Raw genomic sequence first — 20,086 nt, 5'->3', positions numbered from 1 at the left:
CGGTTCGCCGGCTTCAGCGGACGAGTATATAAAACACGTTGACAGGCAGTTTCACACAACCGATTCTCGCACCGCCGTCGGTCGCAATTATCATGGCTTTTCAAACGCGGGAAGTAAGTTTTATAAGTGGGAGTTGCCATTGGCTTTCACATGGTACGTGATATCGTACGCCGCGACTTCCTCAAGGGAGTGGGAGCCGCGGGCGCGGCAGGCTTGACTGGCTTATCCGGATGTATCGGTGGCGGCGGCGGTGGCGGCGGCCCCGAGGGGCTCGTCGTCATCGGCTACCCCGAAAGCGGTATTCAACTGTTCCGTGACTACTACAGCGCGTCCGACGGGAGCGAGGAGATTCTCGTGCCCGACGGGATGCGCTCCGGCTCGATGCCCGGGCAGGTCGGCAACGACATGGCGAACGTGACCGGGACGGCACCCGCGGCGGGCGGTCCGAACCAAGAGACGTTCAATCAGCTGTTCGAAGACGAGTACGATGCGGCACCGGGCGTCTTCACGTCGCAGACGTACGACTCGGTCGCGATTCAGCTTCTCGCGAACGCCGCCGCCGGGGAGAACTCCGGGCCGGCCATCAAAGATCAGATGCGCCGGATGGCGAACCCCGGCGGGATGACCGTCGGACCGGACAACCTCGTAGAGGGTATCGAGGCCGCCGCGAACGGCGAAGACATCGACTACCAGGGCGCGTCGTCGTCCGTCAACTTCGACGAGAACGGCGACCCGGCGGAAGCCGCGTACGCCATCTGGGAGTTCGACGCCGAGAACAACGCCACGTCGAGCGTCGAGACGCAGTCGTTCGCCGGTGAGAACCCCGACGGGAACGGCCCGTCGGCGGACAGCGGCCCGGGCGGCTCCGACCGCGAGATGTCGGTCGGTATCCTCCTGCCCGAGACCGGCGACCTCGCGGCCGTCGGTGCGCCGATGATTCAGGCCGGTCAGATTCCGGTCATGCAGGTCAACGACGCCAACCCGGCCGGCCTCTCGGTCAACGCGCAGATCGAAGACACCCAGACGTCCCCGGACGCCGGTGTCTCCGCCGCGCAGTCGCTCGTCTCCGCGGGCGTTCCCTCGGTCTGTGGGTCGGCGTCGTCCGGCGTGAACGTCCCCGTCTCACAGCAGGCGTTCATCCCGAACGAAATCGTCGGCTGTTCGCCGTCCTCGACGGCGCTGTCCGTCTCGAACCTCGAAGACAACGACTTCATCTTCCGGACCGCACCCTCGGACTTCCTGCAGGGCCGCGTCATGGCGCAGGTCATGTCCGAGCGCCTCGAAGTCAACTCGGTCTCGACGCTGTACGTCAACAACGACTACGGCCAACAGCTCTCCGAGCGCTTCGCGAACGTGTTCAGCGACTCGTTCGACGGCGAGGTGTACAACCAGGTCGCGTTCAACATCGGCGAGTCCTCGTACTCCTCCGTCATCGAGACGGCGCTGTCCGGTCCGGAGAACTAACCCGACGACAACCCCGAATTTTCTTTCGTCGCCGCCGACGCGAGCGACTGCGCTCTGTCGCCGCGCCCACGTACCAGTTCGCGTCTCCGTTCCTGTTCCGTTTCCGTCCGTTTCAGTTCCAGCTATTCCGTTTCCGTCTATTCCGTTCCGCCTTCCCGCCGCACGCCTCCGGGGGACACAAGATATACATACGACCACTGACAGATTCGAGTCGATGAAGCGACGCGCCCTCCTCTCGACCGTCGCCGGGTCGGCTCTCGGACTCGCCGGCGGCTGTCTCTCCGACACCGACGCCCCGACCGACACACCCACGAACCCGCAGACCACCACGGCCGCGACTGACGGCCCGGCCGAGTCAGACACGCCGGGGCCGGGTTCCGAGTCCGGCGCCGGTCTCTCGGTCGTCAACGAGGACGACGAGCCGCACGCGCTGTCGGTCCGAGTGACCGACGGCGACGAGACGCGCGTCGACAGTTCGCTCGACGTCGGTGCCGGCCCCGGCTACGGTCGGAACGTCGCGAACGACCTCGTCGACGCCGGTCGTTACCGCGTCGTCGCGGAACTCGACACGGGCGCGACGCTCGACTACGAGTGGACGGTCACGAACGAGACGCGCCGCCTCGAACTCGTCGTCACGTCCGACGCCGGCCTCGAACCGCGACAGCGCGTGACGCCGGCACTCGACGACGCCGACCTGCCGTACTCGGTGCCGGGGGCGACGGACATCTTCTCGCCGCCGACCGCGGGGATTCGGAACCGGAGCGACGCCGACGCCCGGCTGACGGTCGCCATCGAACACGGCGGGACCCGCTTTTTCGAGCACGCGTTCGACGCGGCGACCGACAGAGAGATTTCGACGCCGGCGCTCGTGAAGTCCCACGGCACCTACGAGGTGTTAGTGGAGGCCGACGACGGCCGCACCGCGACTCACGAGTGGCACATCCCGGAGAAGTGGGCGTGGCCGACGCTCGCGGTACTCGTCGCGGACGACGGCTCGCTCCGGGTCGGCTCTGGATGGCCCGAGATGGCCTCGGTTCGCGTGACGAACGAGGACGAGACGGAACGCGACCTGACGCTGACGCTCGTCCGACCCGACGACGCTGATGCCGGCGGTGACGACGCCGGCGGGACCGGCACCGACTCTGGTGGTACGGTCGTCTCGGAGACGGCGCAGACTGTCCCACCCGGTGAGTCGACCGTGGCGGTCGACATCCCCATCGGCGACGAGTACGAGCTAACCGTCGAGACGGCCGCGGGGTCGGAGACGGTCGACTACCCGGCGTGTTACTGCTGGAGCACGACTGCGGAAGTAACGGTCGGCGGTAACTCGGCGGGGGGTTCGAACGGCGGAGACGACGGTCCGTCAGTCGAGTCGTTCCAGTACGTCTGCGAGTGATCGCCGAAAAATAACGCCGGATTTCGAGGCGGGCTATCCGCCGAGGAAGTCCTGCCGGACCTGTTCGTCTTCGAGGAGCGCCGTCCCGGTGTCCATGTAGCGGTTCTGTCCGTTGGCGAGGACGTAGCCGCGGTCACAGCGCCGGAGCGCCTCCTTGGCGTTCTGTTCGACCATCAGGATGGCCGTGCCGGCCTCGTTGATTTCGTCGATTTTGTCGAACATCTCCTCGACGAGGTCGGGCGCGAGGCCCGCCGACGGCTCGTCTAAGAGCAGGAGGTCGGGGTCGAGCATGAGCGCGCGACCCATCGCGAGCATCTGCTGTTGCCCGCCGGACATGGTGCCCGCCTTCTGGTCTTTCCGCTCTCTGAGGATGGGGAACCGCTCGTAGACCGCCTCCATGGCGTCCTTCGGTACCTCGTCGAGGATGTACGCGCCCATTTCGAGGTTCTCTTCGACCGTCAGCGTCGGGAAGACGTTGTCGTTCTGCGGGACGTAGCCGATGCCGACGTGGATGATGTCCTCGGGCCGGCGGCCGGTGATGTCCTCGTCTTTGAACCGGACGTTGCCCCCCATGTGGACGGTCAGTCCGAAGACGGACTTCATCGTCGTCGATTTGCCGGCCCCGTTCGGCCCGACGATGGTGACGTACTCGCCGTCGAACACGTCCATGTCGACGTCGGTGAGAATCTGGAGGTCGCCGTAGCCGGCGTCGAGGTTGCGGACGCGCAGGAGCACGTCGTCGCGGCCCTCGACGCCCGCGCCGCTCGTCGCGTCGGTGTTGGCGTCGACGCTCATACGTTGCCTCCGAGGTAGGCCTCGATGACCTCTTCGTTGCTCCGAATCTCGTCTGGCGTCCCCTCGGTGAGCACCGAGCCCTGGTGGAGGACGATGACGTGTTCACAGTTGTTCATGATGAGGTCCATGTCGTGTTCGACGAGCAGGAACGTGTAGCCCTGCTCGCGGAGTTCGTGTACGTGTTCGAGTAGCTTCTTCTCGAGCGTGGGGTTGACCCCGGCGAACGGTTCGTCCAAGAGTAGCATGTCGGGGTCGGTCAGAAGCGCCCGCGCCATTTCGAGGAGTTTGCGCTGGCCGCCCGAGAGGTTGCCCGCGTACTCCTCTGCGATGTGGGCGATGTCGAAGAAGTCGAGCACCTCCCAGACGCGTTCGAGCAGTTCCTCTTCCTGTTCGCGGACGTCGTCGCGGACGCCCGGCATGACCGAGCGCCACAGCGTCTCGCCCCGCTGGTGTTTCGGCGCGAGCATCATGTTTTCGAGGACGGTCATCTCGCTCAGTTCGCGGGCGATTTGGAACGTCCGGACCATCCCGCGGTTGGCGATTTGGTGCGGCTCCTCGCCGGTGATGTCCTCGCCGTTGAACGTGACCGTGCCGGCGTCGGGCTTGAGCATGCCCGTGATGAGGTTGAACGTCGTCGACTTGCCGGCCCCGTTCGGGCCGATGAGGCCCGTGAGCGTCCCGGATTCGACCTCGAAGGTCGCGCCGTCGACGGCGGTGATGCCGCCGAAGGACTTCTCCAGTCCCTCGACCTGAAGCGGGTAGTCGACCGACGTGTCGACCCCGGAGGCGAACGCGCCGAGCGCCCCCTCGTCGACCTTGTTCGCCACGTCTTCGACGGGCTGGTCGGCGGCGTCACTCATCGGTCTCACCCCCTTCGGCCGCGGCGTCGACACCGCCGTCGGTGCGGACCGAATCGTCGTCCCCGCCGTCGGCGGTCATCGACTTCGGCCGCGACAGCGGGATGACCGACGCCGTCTCCTTGCGGTAGCCGAGCATCCCCTCCGGCCGGTTGTGCATCAGCCAGATGAGCACGAGGCCCATCACGACCAGTTGGAGCTGTCGGATGCTGTCGACCGTGTACAGGAGGAACGGCACGGGGTCGAACTGCGAGATGAGCGGCGAGATGGCCTGTCCGAAGCCGGACGGCGAGTCGAGGTTGGGGAACACCGCCGTCACGAGGTTCTGGAAGTACCGCGGCCCCTGATAGAGCACCGCCGCGAAGACGGCCCCGCCGAGGACGCTCCCCGTGTTCGAGCCGGCCCCGCCGATGATGAGGGCAATCCAGACGAAGAACGTCACGCGCGGCCGGAAGAAGTTCGGCGTCACCGCGCCCTGCGGGACGAGCCAGAGGATGCCGGCGAGCCCCATCAGCGCACAGCCGAGCATGAACGACTTGATTTTGAACCGGTCCGTGTTTTTGCCGAGGGCGTTCGCCACGTCCTCGTCCTCGCGGATGGCCTTCAGCACGCGGCCGAACGGCGACTCGCCGGTGCGCTTGAGTAACCAGTAGAACGCCGCGACGAAGCCGAGGAGCAACAGCCCGTAGATGAGGCCGTCGACGACCGGCTTGGGGTTCCTCGGCACCACCACTTGGAAGGCGTCGACGAAGCCGAGGTACGCGTCCCAGAGGCCGACGCCGCGGAGCAACGCCTCAAGCGGCGGGGCGAAGTCGAGGATGAGTCCCGACCCGCCGCCGAAGCCGACGCGGTTGCCGAACAGCTGGAACTGCTGGAGTTCGCCCGAGAGGAAGCTGAACCGGACGATTTCCGACATGGCGATGGTGACGATAGCCAAGTAGTCGGCCCGCAACCGGAGCGCCGGGAGCGCGACCACGAGCCCCAACAGCGCGGCCGCGAGCATCCCGGCGAGGATGCCGACCCAAAGCGGGAGACCGAGACCGCCGACCTGCGCCGCGCCGCCGGCGACGTACGTCGGTTTCGTCACGATTGCCGTGACGTAGACGCCGACGGCCATGAAGCCGACGATGCCGATGTTGAACAGCCCGGTGTACCCCCAATGGAGGTTGAGCGCGAGCGACAGCATGGCGAAGACGCCGATGTAGAACGTCAGCGTCGCGATGGAGTTGAGCTGTCCGCGGAGCGTGTAGCCGAGGACGAACCCGGCGAGGACGTACGCGAGGTACGTCGCGAGGAGGACCAGCACGATGAGGCCCGCGTCGCCGCCCGGAATGCGGTCGGTGAAGTCGTCGCGGACGCTCATGCGGTCGCCCTCCCGCTGAACAGCCCGGACGGTTTCACGAGCAGGATGACGATCATGACGACGAAGGCGGCGGCCCGCGAGAACGCCGAGGGAATCCACAGGACCGACATGGACGCCGTCAGCCCGATGACGAGGCCACCGGCGATGGCCCCGTAGATGGAGCCGATGCCGCCGAGGATGACCGCGGCGAAGATGAGAAGCAACAGGAGCCACCCGTCGTTGAACCCGAGTGTCCCCTTCCAGAGGATGAACATGTACCCAGCGACGCCGGTCAGTCCGCCGCCGATAATCCACGTCGCGCGGACGACGCGCTCGGTGGAGATACCGGTGATGAGCGCGAGGTCCTTGTTGTCGGCCATCGCGCGCATCGCCTTCCCGAGTTTCGTCCGCTGTAAGAGGACGTGAACCCCGAGCATCAGCGCCGAGGCGACGACGAGGAGCGTGATGTCGTGGGCGTTGATGAAGACCGTGCCGTCGATGAAGTACAGCGATACCGAGGGCGGCTGGGCGGTCGTGCCGCGAACGTCGGAACCGAAGACGAACTGCATCAGGTAGCGGAGCGCGAACGCGACGCCGACGCTCGTGATGAGAAGCGTGATGCCGTCCTCGTTTCGAATCGGCCTGAAGATGGTTCGGTCGACCGCGAGCGACAGCGCGATGGAGAAGGCGCCGGAGACGACGATGCCGGCGACGACCGCCAGCGGCGTCGAGAGTACCCCGATACCGAGCGTCCCACCGTAGACCGACCCCCCGGCCCCGACGAGCAGGAGCGCGCCGATATCGGCGCGGCCCAACCCGGCGATGAGGTACGTCGTCGCCCACCCCGAGAACGCACCGGCCGTGATGTAGTCGCCGTGCGAGAAATTAGCGAAGTTTAGAATACTGTACGTCATCGACAACCCGATGCCCGCGAGGCCGATTACGAGCCCCCGCATCAGACCATCCCAGACGAGCGTGCCAATGTCGGCAAACTGCGTCTGCCCCGTTGCTAACCCGCGAAGTAAGTCACCGAGTAGTACGACTACGATGACCGCCAAGACGAGCGCGAACGGACGCTCGATGGCGAACTGCCTTCCACGGGAGTAGGTTTCGGCAATACCCATTGATAACTATCCTCATGATATGTGCGGACCATAAACATAGATAAATCTTTCCCCATCGGTCGTCTTTACTGACCCTACTCGGCATCCCGCAGGAATGCGATTCCCCGATTTGGAGTCGAATCGGCGACACTTAAATGCGGATAGAGCCACGACAGACCCCATGCGCGTCAGTTCGGCGGCGTTTTCGGACCTCGACGACCTCGCCGACCTGTGGGTCGAACTCGCCGCGGACCAGCGGGCGTTCGGGTCGCACCTCCGCGCCGACGCCAACCGGACGCCGATTCGGGAGGCGCTGGCTCGGCACGTCGCCGCCGACGGGGTGCTCGTCGCCCGCGAAGGCGATTCGGCGGGCGGTACGGAGGGTGGCACGGAGGGTGAGACAGGGGCCGGAAGCGACACGGAGGCCGCGGGCGCGGGCGGCCTCGTCGGCTTCGTCATGTTCGACATCGAGGCGGGGGCGTACGAACAGGACGTGACCCGCGGGATGATTCGGAACCTGTTCGTTCGCCCGTCGTCCCGAGACGCCGGCGTGGGCACGCGACTGCTGGAGGCCGCGGAGAACGCCCTCGGAGCGGCTGGAGCCGACACCGTCGCGCTGGACGTGCTGGCGGCCAACGACGCCGCCCGTCGGTTCTACCGACGACACGGCTATCGACCCCACCGCGTCGAACTGGAGAAATCGATGCGAAGCGATACACACTCAAAGGAGGACGGGTAATCGACAGACGCGCCAGGAGAGCATGGGCGGTTCATGCACTCGACTTGTAATCGAGACTTCGTGGGTTCGAATCCCACTCCTGGCTTCTTTCGGCGTTTCGTTCGTTCTTCCCGAGTCTCGTCGTCACCCAGCCACCGTCGCAGTCGGTGCCTCGACGCGCGCCGTCAGTTCCGGCGGGCGGGCGACCGCACGCGAATGAGGAGAAGGGACCCCGGAACGCCGAGGACGAGCGCGCGGAACGGGTTATGCTTGATGATAACGTCGGGGTCGAGCGGCTCCGACTGGAGGTCCGTGATGCGGATACACGAGTAGTAGACCGTGACGTGAGTCAACACGTACGCGAACGCCGCGGGGACGACGACCGGATACCGAACCCCGAGCATCGCCAGCGCCTCGAACGCGAGGGCGGTGAGCGCCGAGATGAAAAGGAGGTTTCCCAGTTGGAGCGTGACGCCGGTCAGCGCCGTTATCGCGGTGTCGAACAGCGACGCGCCGTAGGGCGTGTACGTGAGGGCGGTGACGACAGCCACCGCTCCGAGAAAGAGCCCGGCGAACAACCCAGACAGCGCGTACACGAACTCCATTGGAGGACCGTTACGGGCCCGACGAGTGCGGGGAATTTAGTTCTACCCCCCTCGTTATCGCGGGAGAAAATTAGAGAACGCCGCCCTGCGCGGCGCTGGACCGCCGTCGAGACGGGATTTTATCTTCACCCGGAGCGTCTCGTTCGGTATGCACGCGACCGACCAGTTCATGCTCGCCGTGACGCTCCTCCTCTTCGCGCTCCTCCTCGTCGGCTTGCTTCTCGCACTCGTGTAGGGAGAAAACTTATGTGATATTCATGGAGGATACTAGTTACCATGCCGGAATGTCAGAACTGTGGTTCGTTCGTGACGCCCGCATACGCTCGAGTCTTCACCCCCGATGGCATGGAGGACCCGCGCGTCTGTCCGAACTGCGAGGATATGGTCCGCGACGGCGCACAGGTGCGGGCGGCCCGCTCACCGAGAAATCACTAACGGTCCGAGCCGTTACTGCGCGACGTGGTAGTGCTCGGCGTCCTGTCGGACGAAGCCGCGCTTCGAGAGCGTGCTGAGAATGCTGTAGAGAGCGATTTTCTTCATCTCCAGCCCGTTTTGCAGGTCGGTGATGGACGCGCCGTCGTGCGTGGTGAGATAGAGGTACACGAGTTTGGCCGAGGGCGATTCGAGTTCGCCGGGGACTTCGATGGTCGGAACCGTCTGTTGCATGGTCGTTGTCATCCTCTTTGCTTCGACGATAATAAAACTCTCTTACAACAATCGTCGAAGAACGGGGGCCGGGAATGAGGCGTCGAACGTCTCGAATTCGGGAGAATCGTCGAATTCGTCACGAACGTACATCGCACGAAACCCGGCGTTCGACGCCTCCGACTTCGACGACAGTCGAAGAGCGCGAGTCGCGGGTCGTCGAGTCCCGAACGCTCCGGGCGTCGCGGTTTCGAGACGGAAGGGGCGGGAGTCGAACCACGCGAAGCCATTGAAAACCACCGGTCCGACCGCGAGGGCCTGTGCCGGTGTGCTCTACCACTGAGCCACCCTTCCGGCCGGGCGTAGGTGTCGAGCGGGCAAATAGCCGTTGGTGGGTTCGGTCACGGGCACGCGGTTCGGCGGGTCGAGCGCCCGTCGATGCGCCGCTGGGCGGCTGGCGGCGTCGAAAGAAATGTCGCCTGCGACGACGCGACCGGCGCGGTCGGAGTCGACTCAGTAGCTCCGGACCTTCGGCTCGTAGGTCTTGTTCTCGCCTTCGAGGATGACCGGCTTGTACCAGAGTTCCGGGCGGCCGTCGTTCCACGAGAGCATCGTGTGCTTGAGCCACTCCTCGTCGCGGCGCTCTTGGTACTCCTTGCGCCAGTGGGCACCGCGGAACTCGTTGCGCGCGAGCGCGCCGAGCGTGATTGCCTCCGCGATGTCAAGGATGTTGCGCATCTCCAGCGTCTGCAGGAGGTCCGTGTTGAACGTCCGCGACTTGTCGGCCACGAACACCTGCTGGTAGAGTTCGCGCGCCTCGCGGAGGTCGCGGAGCGCGTCCTTGAGCGCCGACTCCTCGCGGAAGACGTTCACGTTGCGCGTCATCGACTTCTGGACGCGCTCGCGAATCTCGGCCTGCTGGATGCCGTCGTCTCGCTCCAGGAGCGTCTCGATGGTCTCGCGCTCGTCTTCGACGGCGCGCTGGACGAGGTCGGTCCCGGAGACGGACGCGCCGGCGTCGGCGGCCGTCCCGCCGTCCGCGACGGCGTCCTCGCCGATGCCCGCTTCGCCGAGTTCGACCGGCGAGTCGACCTCGCCGAGTTCGTACTCGCCTTCCTTGCCGGTCGTGATTCTAGCGTCCTCCATGTCCTTGCCCGCGGCGTGGTGGCCGGCGCGCTTGCCGAAGACGATGAGTTCGGGGAGCGCGTTGCCGCCGAGGCGGTTGCCGCCGTGGACGGAGGCGCAGGCGCACTCGCCGGCCGCGTACAGGCCGGAGATGCACGTCTCGCCGTTCTCGTCGGTCTCGATGCCGCCCATCGCGTAGTGCTGGCCGGGCTTGACCGGCATCGGCGCGTCGAGCGGGTTGACGCCCTCGAAGTCCTCCGAGAGGTGGACGATGTTCTCGAGGCGGTCGATGATGCGCTCCTCGCCGAGGTGGCGCATGTCGAGGTGGACGTACTCGTCTTCGATGCCGCGGCCCTCGTTGACCTCCGTGAGTTCGGCGCGGGAGACCACGTCGCGGGAGGCGAGTTCGCCGAGGTTGTTCGCGTAGCCGTACTCGAACATGAAGCGCTCGCCGTTTTCGTTGTAGAGGATGCCGCCCTCGCCGCGAACGCCCTCGGTGATGAGGACGCCCGTCGAGGGGAGCGTCGTCGGGTGGAACTGGATGAACTCCATGTCCTCCATCGGCGCGCCCGCGCGGTAGGCCATCGCGACGCCGTCGCCGGTGTTGGCGACCGCGTTCGTCGTGTGGTCGTAGACCTGTCCGAGACCGCCGGTGGCGAGGATGACGCCGTTGCGGGCGCGGAAGCCCTCGACCTGTCCGGTCTGGACGTCGTAGGCGACGATGCCGTGGCAGGTTCGGTCCTCCGGCGTCTCCTCGTCGGAGACGGCCAGCCGGGTGACGTGCCACTCGTCGTACACCTTGATGCCGCGTTTGACGAGCTGCTCGTACATCGTGTGGAGCAACTGGTGGCCCGTCTCCGCGCCCGCGTAGGTGGTCCGCGGGAACGAGAGCCCGCCGAACGGCCGCTGGCTGACGCGGCCGTCGTCGTCCCGGGAGAACGCCATTCCCCAGTGTTCGAGCTTGATGGTCTCTTTCGGACTGTCCTTACAGAGGGTCTCGGCCGCCGGCGCGTCGGCGAGATAGTCCGAGCCCTTCATCGTGTCGTAGGCGTGGTCCTCCCACGAGTCGCCTTCGCGGAGCGCGGCGTTGATGCCGCCCTCCGCCGCGCCCGTGTGACTTCGGACCGGGTGGAGCTTCGACACGATGGCCACGTCGGCTCCTTCCTCGTGTGCCGCAATCGCCGCGCGCAGGCCCGCCCCGCCCGCGCCGACTACGATAACGTCGTGTTCGTACATGGTGTGTTTGGGTGTGTCGTAGGGTTGGTCGAACTTCAGGGTTTCACCGGGAAGTTCACCAGAACTTCAGGTTGTTCTTAATCGCCTCGCGCTTGAGCTCCTGGATGTGCTCCGTGAGGGGGATGTCCTTCGGGCACACCTCGGTACAGGAGAACTGCGTCTGACAGCGCCAGACGCCGTGTTCCTGTTCGAGGATTTCGAGGCGGCGCTGTTTCATGTCCTCGCCCTCGCGTTCGTCCATGGCGAAGCGGTAGGCCTTGTTGATGGCCGCGGGACCGAGGTACTCGTTGTCGCCGGCGGCGATGTTACACGAGGACATACACGCGCTACACCAGATGCAACGGGTGGACATCTTGACCTTCTCGCGGTTCTCGCGCGTCTGGCGTTGCTCGTCGAGTTCGCCGTCCGGAAGCGAGTTCGTCTGGAAGTACGGCTCGACGGACTCCATCTGGTCGTAGAAGTGCTCCATGTCGACGACGAGGTCCTTGACCACGTCGGAGTGCGGGAGCGGTTCGACTCGAATCGGCTCCGAGAGGTCCGACAACTGGGTCTTACAGCCGAGTCGTTGCGAACCGTTGACGAACAGCGCGTCGGACCCGCAGATGGCCTGCCGGCAGGAGTGCCGGAAGGTCAGCGAGGAGTCGTAGTGGTCCCGCGCCCACATCAGCGCGTCGAGGACCGTCATCCCCTGTTTGTACGGGACGTGGAAGTCGTCGAAGCGGGGCTCCTGTTTCTCCGGCACCTCGGGGTCGTAGCGGAAGACCTTGAGGTGGTAGGTGTCGTCCGCGGAACGCGCTTTCTCGGCCGCCTCGGCCTCGCGCTGTTCTTGGACGCGCTCGGCGCGCTCGCGCTTTTTCGCGTCGCGCTTCTGCTTGCCGGCGGACGCGGTTTCGGTGGCCGATTCCTCTTCGACTGATTCGGGAACTTGCGTGCTCATTAGATGGGAACACCTCCGGCCCACGCGAGGGCCGTGCGGACGCCCTGCACGATGAGGAGGACGCTCGCGAGACCGAGAATCGCCTTGACCGCCGTCTTCCGGGTGCCCGAGAGGCCCTGGTTGACGAGGGCGTTGTAGACGCCGTTGACCCCGTGGAACGTCGCGGTGACGAGGAACAGGATCATCAGCGAGAAGTACGTCAACTGCTCCATGCGCGCCTGCGAGAGCGCGAACGTCACTTCGTCGGCGTGGTTGAGGAAGTGGAGCAGGAAGAAGTGGAACGCCAGCACCACGACGAGGAACGCGGCGGTCAACCGTTGCCAGAGCCACCGCCGGCCGCCGGGCTCGAAGGACGTGTATCGCTCCGCCATCAGATGCTCACCCCCGAGAGGAACGTGGGGACGCTCGCGACGACGATGACACCCGTGAGGATGAGCGACGCGTAGAAGCTCCTGTCCTGCGCTTCCAGCCCGACGCCCAGGTCGACGAACAGCAGTCGCAGTCCGTTGAGGATGTGGAACACCGCCACCGCGAGCAGTCCGACTTCGAGAATACGCACGACCAGGAGGCTCTCCAGCGCCTGAATCGTGTTCGTGTACGCCGCCGCGCCCGAGAGGGCCGTCGACAACACGGCGATGTGGGTGAAGAGATAGCCCACAAGCACCCAGCCGGTGAACTTGTGGAATATCCAGGCCCACATGCCGGCCGAGAACTCCCGCCATCTGCTGAAGTCCTCGATGAGGCCCCGATTGTAAGACTGACTCATGCTCCTGTGAGTGTCGGGAAGGGGAGGGTATAGAACTTACGTGTATGGAGTTTCGTGAGGGTCGGCAAAAATCGCCGGCCCCACGGCTGTCTCGGGTCGGGGCGGCCGGTCTCAGCGCGTCGCTTCGGGAGCGCCGGACTGCTCGCGCTCGACGACGCGCCGCACCTTGTCCTTCAGTTCGACGAGGTGGCAAAGCGGGTTGCCGGGGTAGACGACCGGGTTTTCGAGGACGCCGACGAGCAGGCCCGTGAAGGGGGCGACGACGGTCACGTTGTCGTCCTTGAACGGGTTCGTAATCGTGCAGATGCGGTCGCCCTCGTGGACGAGCGCGCCGCGGTCGTGGTGCATGTCGACGATGCCGCCCGCGTCGGCGCGGAGCCACGTCTTTTCGTTTTCGTCCGAGATGACGGTCCGCCAGCCCGGCCAGTTGACCGTCGAGGTCTCCCGGAGGCCGTACTCGGCGAAGACGCTCTCGACGCCCGCGAGCGCCTCGTCGATGAGTTCGCGCTGGAAGCGGTGGGCCTCGCCCATCTCGACGGTGATGGCCGGCGTTCCGCTCGCCGACGACTCGGTGCGGAGCATCCCGCTGGACCCGGAACTGTCGATGATGACGTGCGAGCCGAAGGCGTTGGCGAGGCGCGCGACCGCGGGGTCGGACATGTCCGCGCGGACGTGGAGCATGTTGGTCCGCCCCCGCGTCGACGTGTGGAAGTCGATGCCGAGGTCGCAGGGCGCGATGAAGTTCTGGTAGATGCGGTGGGCCATCCGCTTTGCCCCCGTCGAGGTCTCGGACCCGGGGAACGACCGGTTCAGGTCGCGGTCGTAGATGGGGAGGTACCGCTGTTGAGCGAGAAAGGCGGGGACGTTCATCACCGGCATGCAGACGAGCGTGCCCGCGAGGTCCGCGAGGTCCCACTCGTAGGCCACCTCGCGGACGACCTCGATACCGTTCAGTTCGTCGCCGTGGGCGGCGGCGGAGAGGAACACGGTCGGCCCCGCCCGCTCCCCGTTGATGATGGTGACGGGGATACGAACCGGGTCGCCGAGATACGTCTCGGAGATGCCGTACCGGATGTCCTGTGTCTCGCCCGGCTCGACCTTCCCGCCGTTGTAGGTGAAGGCCTCGTTGTCGGCCATGTGATGCGATGGGAGGGCCGGGGTTATAAACGGTCGCGACGGACCGCCCGACGCCGCCCTCGCAGTTGCGAACCGGGGGCCTCCGGTTCTCGACCGTCATGCCTTTGAAACCCGGAGGACATCAACTGAGTATGTCCACCACAGACGACGCCGTGCGTGTCGGCGTGCTTTCTCTGCACAACAGCAAGGAGACGAAGGCAATCCTCAACGCGGTCGAAGACCTCGGTCACGAGCCGGTGTGGCTCCGTCGGGAGAACGCGGCGGTCAGCATCGAAGACGGCGAGGTGACAGTCGAGCCTGAGGTGGACATCATCGCGAACCGACTGCTCCTGTCGAACACCGAGGAACCCGCGGAACTGCTCGGGCTGGCGACGACGTTCAACCGCATCCGGCCGATGCTCAACGAGCCGAACGCGGTCCTCGCGGCCATCCACAAGTTCGCCACCGCCGCGACGCTCGCCAACTGGAACATCCAGGTGCCCGACGCGCTCCTCGCGCTCTCGAACGACCGGCTCAACAAGGGCCGCGAGCGCTTCGGCGACGTCGGCGTCTACAAGTCCGCCATCGGTACCCACGGCGGCGGGACGTGGAAGGTCGACCTGACCGAGCCCGTCAACCCGAAGGTCGGCAACCGGCAGGCGTTCCTCCAGAAGCTCATCGACCGCGACGGCGACCGCCACCGCGACCTGCGGGTCTACATCGTCGACGGCGAAATCATTGGCGCGATGTACCGCTACGCCCCGGAGGGTGACTGGCGGACCAACGTCGCTCTCGGCGGCGACGTGCTCAACGCGACCGACGAGATGCCCGAGGAAGCGCGGGAAACGGCGCTCTACACGGCCGAAGTGATGGAGATGGACTACGTCGGCGTCGACCTCGTCGAGGGCGAAGACGGCTGGTTCGTCCTCGAAGCCAACCCGACCGCCGGCTTCAAAGGTCTGTATCAGGCGACGGGCAAGAGCCCCGCCCCGCACATCGCCAAGCTCGCAATCGAGCGCGCGGGCGGCGAGGTCGACGAGACGCGCGTCGAGGAACTGTCGGCGACGCTCGACGACTCCGTCCCCTCGTGTGCCCCCAACGAGTCGCCCATTTTCGACGGCGAAGCGCCCATCATCGGCTACATCGAGGAGGTCGTCGTCAACGGGACCAGCGGCTCCCAGCAGACCCTCGCCAAGTCGGACACCGGCGCGACCCGGACGAGCATCGACACGAGCCTCGCCGCCGAAATCGGCGCGGGGCCCATCAAGAGCATGACGCGCGTGAAGTCCGGGAGCCTCAAGAGCGGGAAGGCCCGCCCCGTGGTCGACCTCGTCATCGGTATCGGCGGCACCCAGCACACCGTGACCGCCAGCGTCGAGGACCGCTCGCACATGGACTACCCGCTTCTCCTCGGGCGCGACATCCTCGAACACTACCGCGTGGACGTGCGCCGCCGCGCCAACGCCGACCGCAACGACAGCGACGACGAGGAAGAGGAACTCCTCGAAGAGTAAGTCGGCCGCCGGCGCGACCGCGCCCGACGCATTCGCCTCGGTCGCGCGTGCCCGCGACCGCCCCCGAGAAACGCGCACTTTTCTCCCCGACGGCCCAACCACGAGTCGATGAGCGACGACGCCTACCGCGAACTCCGGGCCGACCCGCATCTCGGCGACGTGGTCGAAGAGCACGGCCCGCTCTCGCTCGACCCCGCCGACGACCCCTTCGAGCGACTGGTCGTCTCGATTGTCAACCAACAGCTCTCGACGACCGCGGCGGCGACGATTCGGGACCGCTTGTTCGACCGCGTCGAAGTCACCCCCGAGGGCATACTCGCCGCCGACGAGGCCGTCCTCCGCGACTGCGGCCTCTCGAACCAGAAGGTCGGTTACGTCCGCAACGTCGCCGACGCGTTCCGAGACGGCCTGTCGGCCGAATCGCTTCGGGCGATGAACGACGACGAGGTCGTCGCGGCGCTCACAGAGATTCGCGGCGTCGGCGACTGGACCGCGAAGATGTTTCTCATCTTCGTGCTCGCCCGCGAGGACGTGTTCCCGGTCGAAGACCTCGGGATTCGACGCGGCATGGAGCACGTCTTCGGCTTCGAGCGCGACGCCGTCTCCCGCGGCGAGATGCGCGAGCGCGCCGAGCGATGGGCACCGTATCGGAGCTACGCCAGCCGGTATCTCTGGCGGTGCGTGGACTAACGGCGAATGGGTGGAAAGCCGAACTGACCCAGTTAATCGACTGACTGCGGCGATGTTGTTCGGCGGGGGAATAAACAGTGCTTACGTTTACATCTCAGACGAGGGAAACGTTGAAACCGCGACGCAGTATAACGTTCTTCCATGAACGTAGATGACGTCGACAGTATCACCGTTCTCGGAGCGGGCAACATGGGCCACGGCATCGCGGAGGTCGCGGCGCTCGCCGGCTACGACGTCGTCCTGCGCGACATCGAAGACGAGTTCGTCCAGCAGGGCTACGACAAAATCGAGTGGTCGCTGAACAAACTCGCCGAGAAGGACCGACTCTCGCAGGAGGACGCCGACGCGGCGCTCGCCCGCGTGTCGACCGCGGTCGACCTCGCCGACGCCGTCGCCGACGCCGACGTAGTCATCGAGGCCGTCCCGGAAAAAATGTCGATTAAAAAGGAGGTGTACACCGAGTTGGAGGAACACGCCCCCGACCACACAGTTTTCGCCACCAACACCTCCAGTCTCTCTATCACCGAACTCTCCGAGGTGACGGAGCGACCCGAGCGCTTCTGCGGGATGCACTTTTTCAACCCGCCGGTCCGCATGGACCTCGTCGAAGTCATCTCCGGCGCGCACACCGACGACGAGACGCTCGACCTCGTCGAAGACCTCGCCGAGTCGATGGGCAAGACGCCCGTCCGCGTCCGCAAGGACAGCCCCGGCTTCATCGTGAACCGCATCCTCGTCCCGCTGATGAACGAGGCCGCGTGGATCGTCCACGCCGGCGACGCGACGATGGCCGAAGTCGACTCCACGACGAAGTACGACATGGGCCTCCCGATGGGGAGTTTCGAACTCGCCGACTACGTCGGCATCGACGTGGGCTTCCACGTCCTCGAATACATGCACGAGGTGCTCGGCGACGCCTACGAACCCTGTCCGCTCCTCTCCGAGAAAGTCGAGGCGGGCGACCTCGGCCAGAAGACCGGGCAGGGCTTCTACGACTACGAGGACGGCGAGGGCGCTGAGGTCCCCCACGACGAGGGGAGCGAGGGGGTCAAAAACCGCCTGCTGGGCGTCATGGCGAACGAGGTCGCGGGCCTCGTCGAAAACGACGTGGCCGACCCAGCCGCCATCGACCGCGCGGTCAAACTCGGCGGACGCTTCCCCGACGGCCCGGCGAAGATGGCCGACAGCGCCGGTATCGCCCCCCTCGTCGACGCGCTCGACGACCTGCACGACGAGACCGGCGAAGCGCGCTACGAGGCGGTCGCGTACCTCCGCGACCTCGCCCAGTCCGGCGAGGGCTTCTACGGCGACGGCGACGAGGGGTCCGACGACGCCCCCGCGTTCGACACCATCTCGGTTGACGTGCGCGAGGGCGTCGGCCACATCACGCTCGACCGCCCGCACCGACTCAACACCATCAGCACGGAGCTCATCGAGGAGCTGTCGACAGCCATCGACCTGTTTTCCGACGACGACGACGTTCGCGCCGTCCTCCTCACGGGGGCCGGCGAACGCGCCTTCTCCGCCGGTGCGGACGTGACCAGTATCGCCGCGAGCGGCCCCGACGCCCTGACCGGCACCGAACTCTCCCGGACGGGCCAACAGACGTTCGGCAAACTCGAAGCGAGCGATATGCCCGTCGTCGCCGCCATCGACGGCTTCTGTCTGGGCGGCGGCATGGAACTCACCATGTGCGCCGACCTCCGAATCGCCACGAAACGCTCCGAGTTCGGCCAACCGGAACACAACCTCGGTCTCGTCCCCGGGTGGGGCGGCACCGTCCGACTCCAGCGCATCGTCGGCACGGGTCGAGCGAAGGAGATCATCTTCACCGCCGACCGGTACGACGCCGAGACGATGGCCGACTACGGCTTCGTCAACGAACTGTTCGAGAGCGAGAACTTCGAGACCGACGCGTTCGAGTACGCCAAACAGTTCGCACAGGGACCGCCCGTCGCCCAGCGACTCACCAAACGCGCCATGCACAGCGCGTGGGAAGACAGCGACGCCGGTCTCGAAGTCGAATCACAGGCGTTCGGACTGGTGTTCACGACCACTGACCTGATGGAGGGAGTCGCCGCCTTCACGAGCGACCGCGACCCCGAGTTCACGGGCGAGTAATCGGCCGTCGTGGGTGGGTTCCTCTCACTCACCCGCGATGGAACGCAACGCTTAAAATAGTCCAACGACCACTCGTGAATGCAGACGCTCGGTTGGTGTAGTCCGGCCAATCATCTTGGCCTTTCGAGCCGAGGACCAGGGTTCAAATCCCTGACCGAGCACTTCTCACGAACACAATCCTCCGAGAGGTCTCCGTGTCTCTCGGTTCTGGCTATGACCCAAGTGCTTCGACGACGTCTTCGACCGTGAACAGTCGCAAGTCGTCTCGTTCCGCAGCTGCTTCCTCGACGGATGCTTTGAACCCGCTCCGCGAGAAGAGCGCGTAGACTTCTTCACGAGGACCACCGCTGTCCGGCGTCCAGCGGAGCTCTTCGGTGTGTCGTTCCAGAGACGCGAGCGCACCGTACCCGAGTGGTGACTGCTGAAACTTGCACTCGCCGACGAGTAGTGTGTCACCGGTCGTGAGGCCGACCACGTCGATCTCGTGCTCATTGTACCACCACTGACCGACGTCGGAAATCGTGTATTGCGGGTACAACGTCCGGAGCGCGCCACCGCAGAGCTCTTCGAACGACCCGGACGCGAAGTTCGGAAGCTCCGGTTCGATGAGCGCCTCGAACGCGTCTTCGCCGAGTGCGCCGTACTGCTCGCCCGACCCGTACACGAAATTGAACCAGAAGCGGAAGAATGGGTCTCGAATACGGTACCGACTCCGTTTACTGCGGGTTTTCTGCTCGGTAACTGGGACGTGTTGATCGACGAGTCGGAGCCGGGACAGACGATTCAGGTACTTCGACAACTGATTGTAGTCGATCCCGGTGGTACCTGCAATCTCGTTTCGGCTCGTGTTCCCACCCGCGATAGATTCGAGGATGGAGAAGTAGCGGGTCGGCTCGGTGAGTTCCGTTCGGAGCACGTAATCCGGTTCGTCGTGGAGAGTGCCGTGTCGAGACAGAATCGTTCGGTGAACGTTCTCAGCGAGTGTTGCGTCGGGGAGGACTTCTTCGAGGTAGTACGGAACGCCGCCAAACACGCTCCACGTCAGCACTTGTTCCGCCGGTGTGTAGGCATCGTCGAAGAACTCCATTGCGGCGTCGAACGGAAGCTGTCTGATGTCGAGTTTGAGAGATGACCGACCGTACAGCGGACTGTTCCCGAGCAACGCCGCCTCTTCCATCATACTTATCGACGACCCGACGAGCACGAACGTCGCCGCCGAGTCATCGAGTTCGTGGTCGAACAGAGCTTGCAGGACTGACGGCAGACTCTCGTCTTGCGCTACGAGATACGGGAATTCGTCGAGGACGACGGTCGCGTCTTGGTCTGCCAAATAGCCGAGAACGTACTCCCAGTCGTCACGAATGCGCGTGACGCCCGGGTAGGTGTCCGCGGCGACCTCGACGAACTGTTCGAGTTGCAGTGCGCGCGTCTTCTGTCGCGCCTGGTAGACGACAGCGTCGTCGTACTCCTGGAGCGAGTGCTTGACCAGCGCCGTCTTTCCGAGTCGCCGCCGACCGAACACGACGGCGAGTTCCGCGGACTCGGACTCGTACAGTGAGCGAAGTCGGAGGAGTTCCTCGGTTCGATCCACGAACCTGTCCATACCCGGCTCACGATGTCGCACATGATAATTCTTGTCGTTATCGTACTTTAGAG

General features: G+C 65.3%; 19 protein-coding genes and 3 tRNA genes. 9 read left to right on the top strand and 13 right to left on the bottom strand.

Translation table 11 applies throughout. From position 1 onward, the window contains the following. The first annotated feature begins 150 nt into the window (after positions 1 to 150). Positions 151 to 1,464 carry an ABC transporter substrate-binding protein gene (locus IEV64_RS00515; RefSeq protein ID WP_188422887.1) on the top strand — a complete coding sequence of 438 codons (1,314 nt, stop codon included), beginning with the start codon at positions 151 to 153 and terminating at the stop codon, positions 1,462 to 1,464. Between the two features lie 214 nt (positions 1,465 to 1,678). Beyond that, positions 1,679 to 2,860, top strand: a complete 1,182-nt coding sequence (locus IEV64_RS00510; protein WP_188422886.1) for an Ig-like domain-containing protein — start codon at positions 1,679 to 1,681, stop codon at positions 2,858 to 2,860. A gap of 33 nt (positions 2,861 to 2,893) precedes the next feature. On the opposite strand, the gene IEV64_RS00505 is transcribed toward IEV64_RS00510, so the two are convergent. From IEV64_RS00505 to IEV64_RS00490, 4 genes are read right to left on the bottom strand one after another with little or no spacing between them, the layout of a single operon-like run. Further along, complete coding sequence (locus tag IEV64_RS00505; RefSeq protein WP_004969344.1) at positions 2,894 to 3,655, bottom strand: ABC transporter ATP-binding protein; 762 nt, start codon at positions 3,653 to 3,655, stop codon at positions 2,894 to 2,896. Continuing rightward, positions 3,652 to 4,515: an ABC transporter ATP-binding protein gene (locus tag IEV64_RS00500; RefSeq protein WP_007273257.1), complete on the bottom strand. Its 864-nt coding sequence runs from the start codon at positions 4,513 to 4,515 to the stop codon at positions 3,652 to 3,654. Before IEV64_RS00500 ends, IEV64_RS00505 begins: the two co-directional genes overlap by 4 nt. After that, a complete protein-coding gene (locus IEV64_RS00495; RefSeq protein ID WP_007273258.1) occupies positions 4,508 to 5,875 on the bottom strand; it encodes a branched-chain amino acid ABC transporter permease in 1,368 nt (455 codons plus the stop codon). The genes IEV64_RS00500 and IEV64_RS00495 overlap by 8 nt, the downstream gene beginning before the upstream one ends. Further along, a complete protein-coding gene (locus tag IEV64_RS00490; RefSeq protein WP_007273259.1) occupies positions 5,872 to 6,810 on the bottom strand; it encodes a branched-chain amino acid ABC transporter permease in 939 nt (312 codons plus the stop codon). Before IEV64_RS00490 ends, IEV64_RS00495 begins: the two co-directional genes overlap by 4 nt. Positions 6,811 to 7,138: 328 nt before the next feature. Between IEV64_RS00490 and IEV64_RS00485 the strand changes: the two genes are divergently transcribed. Both IEV64_RS00485 and IEV64_RS00480 read left to right on the top strand, forming a co-directional pair. Next, on the top strand, positions 7,139 to 7,696 hold the full coding sequence (locus IEV64_RS00485) for a GNAT family N-acetyltransferase (protein ID WP_007273260.1): 558 nt from the start codon (positions 7,139 to 7,141) through the stop codon (positions 7,694 to 7,696). Between the two features lie 11 nt (positions 7,697 to 7,707). Continuing rightward, positions 7,708 to 7,781, top strand: a tRNA-Thr gene (locus IEV64_RS00480). Between the two features lie 79 nt (positions 7,782 to 7,860). Here IEV64_RS00480 and IEV64_RS00475 read toward each other — a convergent pair. After that, positions 7,861 to 8,280: a DUF8133 family membrane protein gene (locus IEV64_RS00475; RefSeq protein ID WP_004969339.1), complete on the bottom strand. Its 420-nt coding sequence runs from the start codon at positions 8,278 to 8,280 to the stop codon at positions 7,861 to 7,863. 276 nt (positions 8,281 to 8,556) lie between these two features. Here IEV64_RS00475 and IEV64_RS20070 point away from each other — a divergent pair, with 276 nt between their 5' ends. Then, on the top strand, positions 8,557 to 8,715 hold the full coding sequence (locus IEV64_RS20070) for a DUF7563 family protein (RefSeq protein WP_004969338.1): 159 nt from the start codon (positions 8,557 to 8,559) through the stop codon (positions 8,713 to 8,715). 12 nt (positions 8,716 to 8,727) lie between these two features. Here the strand turns inward: IEV64_RS20070 and IEV64_RS00470 are convergent, their stop codons facing one another. The 7 genes from IEV64_RS00470 to IEV64_RS00440 form a co-directional block, all read right to left on the bottom strand. Further along, positions 8,728 to 8,946 carry a helix-turn-helix domain-containing protein gene (locus tag IEV64_RS00470; protein WP_004969337.1) on the bottom strand — a complete coding sequence of 73 codons (219 nt, stop codon included), beginning with the start codon at positions 8,944 to 8,946 and terminating at the stop codon, positions 8,728 to 8,730. Positions 8,947 to 9,181: 235 nt separating this feature from the next. Further along, positions 9,182 to 9,279: transfer RNA gene (locus tag IEV64_RS00465), tRNA-OTHER, on the bottom strand. A gap of 159 nt (positions 9,280 to 9,438) precedes the next feature. Then, positions 9,439 to 11,286, bottom strand: a complete 1,848-nt coding sequence (locus tag IEV64_RS00460; protein WP_007273261.1) for an FAD-binding protein — start codon at positions 11,284 to 11,286, stop codon at positions 9,439 to 9,441. A gap of 55 nt (positions 11,287 to 11,341) precedes the next feature. Continuing rightward, positions 11,342 to 12,223 carry a succinate dehydrogenase/fumarate reductase iron-sulfur subunit gene (locus tag IEV64_RS00455; RefSeq protein WP_004969335.1) on the bottom strand — a complete coding sequence of 294 codons (882 nt, stop codon included), beginning with the start codon at positions 12,221 to 12,223 and terminating at the stop codon, positions 11,342 to 11,344. Then, positions 12,223 to 12,594, bottom strand: coding sequence for a succinate dehydrogenase hydrophobic membrane anchor subunit (locus tag IEV64_RS00450; RefSeq protein WP_004969334.1), 372 nt, complete (start codon positions 12,592 to 12,594; stop codon positions 12,223 to 12,225). The genes IEV64_RS00455 and IEV64_RS00450 overlap by 1 nt, the downstream gene beginning before the upstream one ends. Then, positions 12,594 to 12,989, bottom strand: a complete 396-nt coding sequence (gene sdhC, locus IEV64_RS00445) for a succinate dehydrogenase, cytochrome b556 subunit (protein ID WP_004969333.1) — start codon at positions 12,987 to 12,989, stop codon at positions 12,594 to 12,596. Before sdhC ends, IEV64_RS00450 begins: the two co-directional genes overlap by 1 nt. A gap of 111 nt (positions 12,990 to 13,100) precedes the next feature. Then, positions 13,101 to 14,126: a succinylglutamate desuccinylase/aspartoacylase family protein gene (locus IEV64_RS00440; RefSeq protein ID WP_004969332.1), complete on the bottom strand. Its 1,026-nt coding sequence runs from the start codon at positions 14,124 to 14,126 to the stop codon at positions 13,101 to 13,103. A 131-nt stretch (positions 14,127 to 14,257) separates the two neighbouring features. Between IEV64_RS00440 and IEV64_RS00435 the strand changes: the two genes are divergently transcribed. The 4 genes from IEV64_RS00435 to IEV64_RS00420 all read left to right on the top strand — a co-directional run bounded on the left by IEV64_RS00435 (position 14,258) and on the right by IEV64_RS00420 (position 18,591). Beyond that, positions 14,258 to 15,619, top strand: a complete 1,362-nt coding sequence (locus IEV64_RS00435) for a putative ATP-dependent zinc protease (RefSeq protein WP_007273262.1) — start codon at positions 14,258 to 14,260, stop codon at positions 15,617 to 15,619. A gap of 108 nt (positions 15,620 to 15,727) precedes the next feature. Next, a complete protein-coding gene (locus IEV64_RS00430) occupies positions 15,728 to 16,309 on the top strand; it encodes a DNA-3-methyladenine glycosylase family protein (RefSeq protein ID WP_007273263.1) in 582 nt (193 codons plus the stop codon). A gap of 141 nt (positions 16,310 to 16,450) precedes the next feature. Next, positions 16,451 to 18,430, top strand: coding sequence for a 3-hydroxyacyl-CoA dehydrogenase/enoyl-CoA hydratase family protein (locus IEV64_RS00425; RefSeq protein ID WP_188422885.1), 1,980 nt, complete (start codon positions 16,451 to 16,453; stop codon positions 18,428 to 18,430). Between the two features lie 86 nt (positions 18,431 to 18,516). After that, positions 18,517 to 18,591, top strand: a tRNA-Glu gene (locus tag IEV64_RS00420). A 50-nt stretch (positions 18,592 to 18,641) separates the two neighbouring features. Here the strand turns inward: IEV64_RS00420 and IEV64_RS00415 are convergent. Next, positions 18,642 to 20,033: an ATP-binding protein gene (locus IEV64_RS00415; protein ID WP_188422884.1), complete on the bottom strand. Its 1,392-nt coding sequence runs from the start codon at positions 20,031 to 20,033 to the stop codon at positions 18,642 to 18,644. Positions 20,034 to 20,086 lie beyond the last annotated feature (53 nt).

The organism is Haloferax sulfurifontis (assembly GCF_014635105.1).
Classification (GTDB): Archaea; Halobacteriota; Halobacteria; order Halobacteriales; family Haloferacaceae; genus Haloferax; species Haloferax denitrificans.
Note: the sequence above shows the minus strand (reverse complement) of the source record. Positions and strands in the feature narration are given on the sequence as shown.

Bases quoted from the DNA above. Each gene is read 5' to 3' on its own strand.
- IEV64_RS00515 (WP_188422887.1), top strand. From the start codon at position 151: ATGGTACGTGATATCGTACGCCGCGACTTCCTCAAGGGAGTGGGAGCC.
- IEV64_RS00510 (WP_188422886.1), top strand. From the start codon at position 1,679: ATGAAGCGACGCGCCCTCCTCTCGACCGTCGCCGGGTCGGCTCTCGGA.
- IEV64_RS00505 (WP_004969344.1), bottom strand. From the start codon at position 3,655: ATGAGCGTCGACGCCAACACCGACGCGACGAGCGGCGCGGGCGTCGAG.
- IEV64_RS00500 (WP_007273257.1), bottom strand. From the start codon at position 4,515: ATGAGTGACGCCGCCGACCAGCCCGTCGAAGACGTGGCGAACAAGGTC.
- IEV64_RS00495 (WP_007273258.1), bottom strand. From the start codon at position 5,875: ATGAGCGTCCGCGACGACTTCACCGACCGCATTCCGGGCGGCGACGCG.
- IEV64_RS00490 (WP_007273259.1), bottom strand. From the start codon at position 6,810: ATGCGGGGGCTCGTAATCGGCCTCGCGGGCATCGGGTTGTCGATGACG.
- IEV64_RS00485 (WP_007273260.1), top strand. From the start codon at position 7,139: ATGCGCGTCAGTTCGGCGGCGTTTTCGGACCTCGACGACCTCGCCGAC.
- IEV64_RS00475 (WP_004969339.1), bottom strand. From the start codon at position 8,280: ATGGAGTTCGTGTACGCGCTGTCTGGGTTGTTCGCCGGGCTCTTTCTC.
- IEV64_RS20070 (WP_004969338.1), top strand. From the start codon at position 8,557: ATGCCGGAATGTCAGAACTGTGGTTCGTTCGTGACGCCCGCATACGCT.
- IEV64_RS00470 (WP_004969337.1), bottom strand. From the start codon at position 8,946: ATGCAACAGACGGTTCCGACCATCGAAGTCCCCGGCGAACTCGAATCG.
- IEV64_RS00460 (WP_007273261.1), bottom strand. From the start codon at position 11,286: ATGTACGAACACGACGTTATCGTAGTCGGCGCGGGCGGGGCGGGCCTG.
- IEV64_RS00455 (WP_004969335.1), bottom strand. From the start codon at position 12,223: ATGAGCACGCAAGTTCCCGAATCAGTCGAAGAGGAATCGGCCACCGAA.
- IEV64_RS00450 (WP_004969334.1), bottom strand. From the start codon at position 12,594: ATGGCGGAGCGATACACGTCCTTCGAGCCCGGCGGCCGGCGGTGGCTC.
- sdhC (WP_004969333.1), bottom strand. From the start codon at position 12,989: ATGAGTCAGTCTTACAATCGGGGCCTCATCGAGGACTTCAGCAGATGG.
- IEV64_RS00440 (WP_004969332.1), bottom strand. From the start codon at position 14,126: ATGGCCGACAACGAGGCCTTCACCTACAACGGCGGGAAGGTCGAGCCG.
- IEV64_RS00435 (WP_007273262.1), top strand. From the start codon at position 14,258: ATGTCCACCACAGACGACGCCGTGCGTGTCGGCGTGCTTTCTCTGCAC.
- IEV64_RS00430 (WP_007273263.1), top strand. From the start codon at position 15,728: ATGAGCGACGACGCCTACCGCGAACTCCGGGCCGACCCGCATCTCGGC.
- IEV64_RS00425 (WP_188422885.1), top strand. From the start codon at position 16,451: ATGAACGTAGATGACGTCGACAGTATCACCGTTCTCGGAGCGGGCAAC.
- IEV64_RS00415 (WP_188422884.1), bottom strand. From the start codon at position 20,033: ATGGACAGGTTCGTGGATCGAACCGAGGAACTCCTCCGACTTCGCTCA.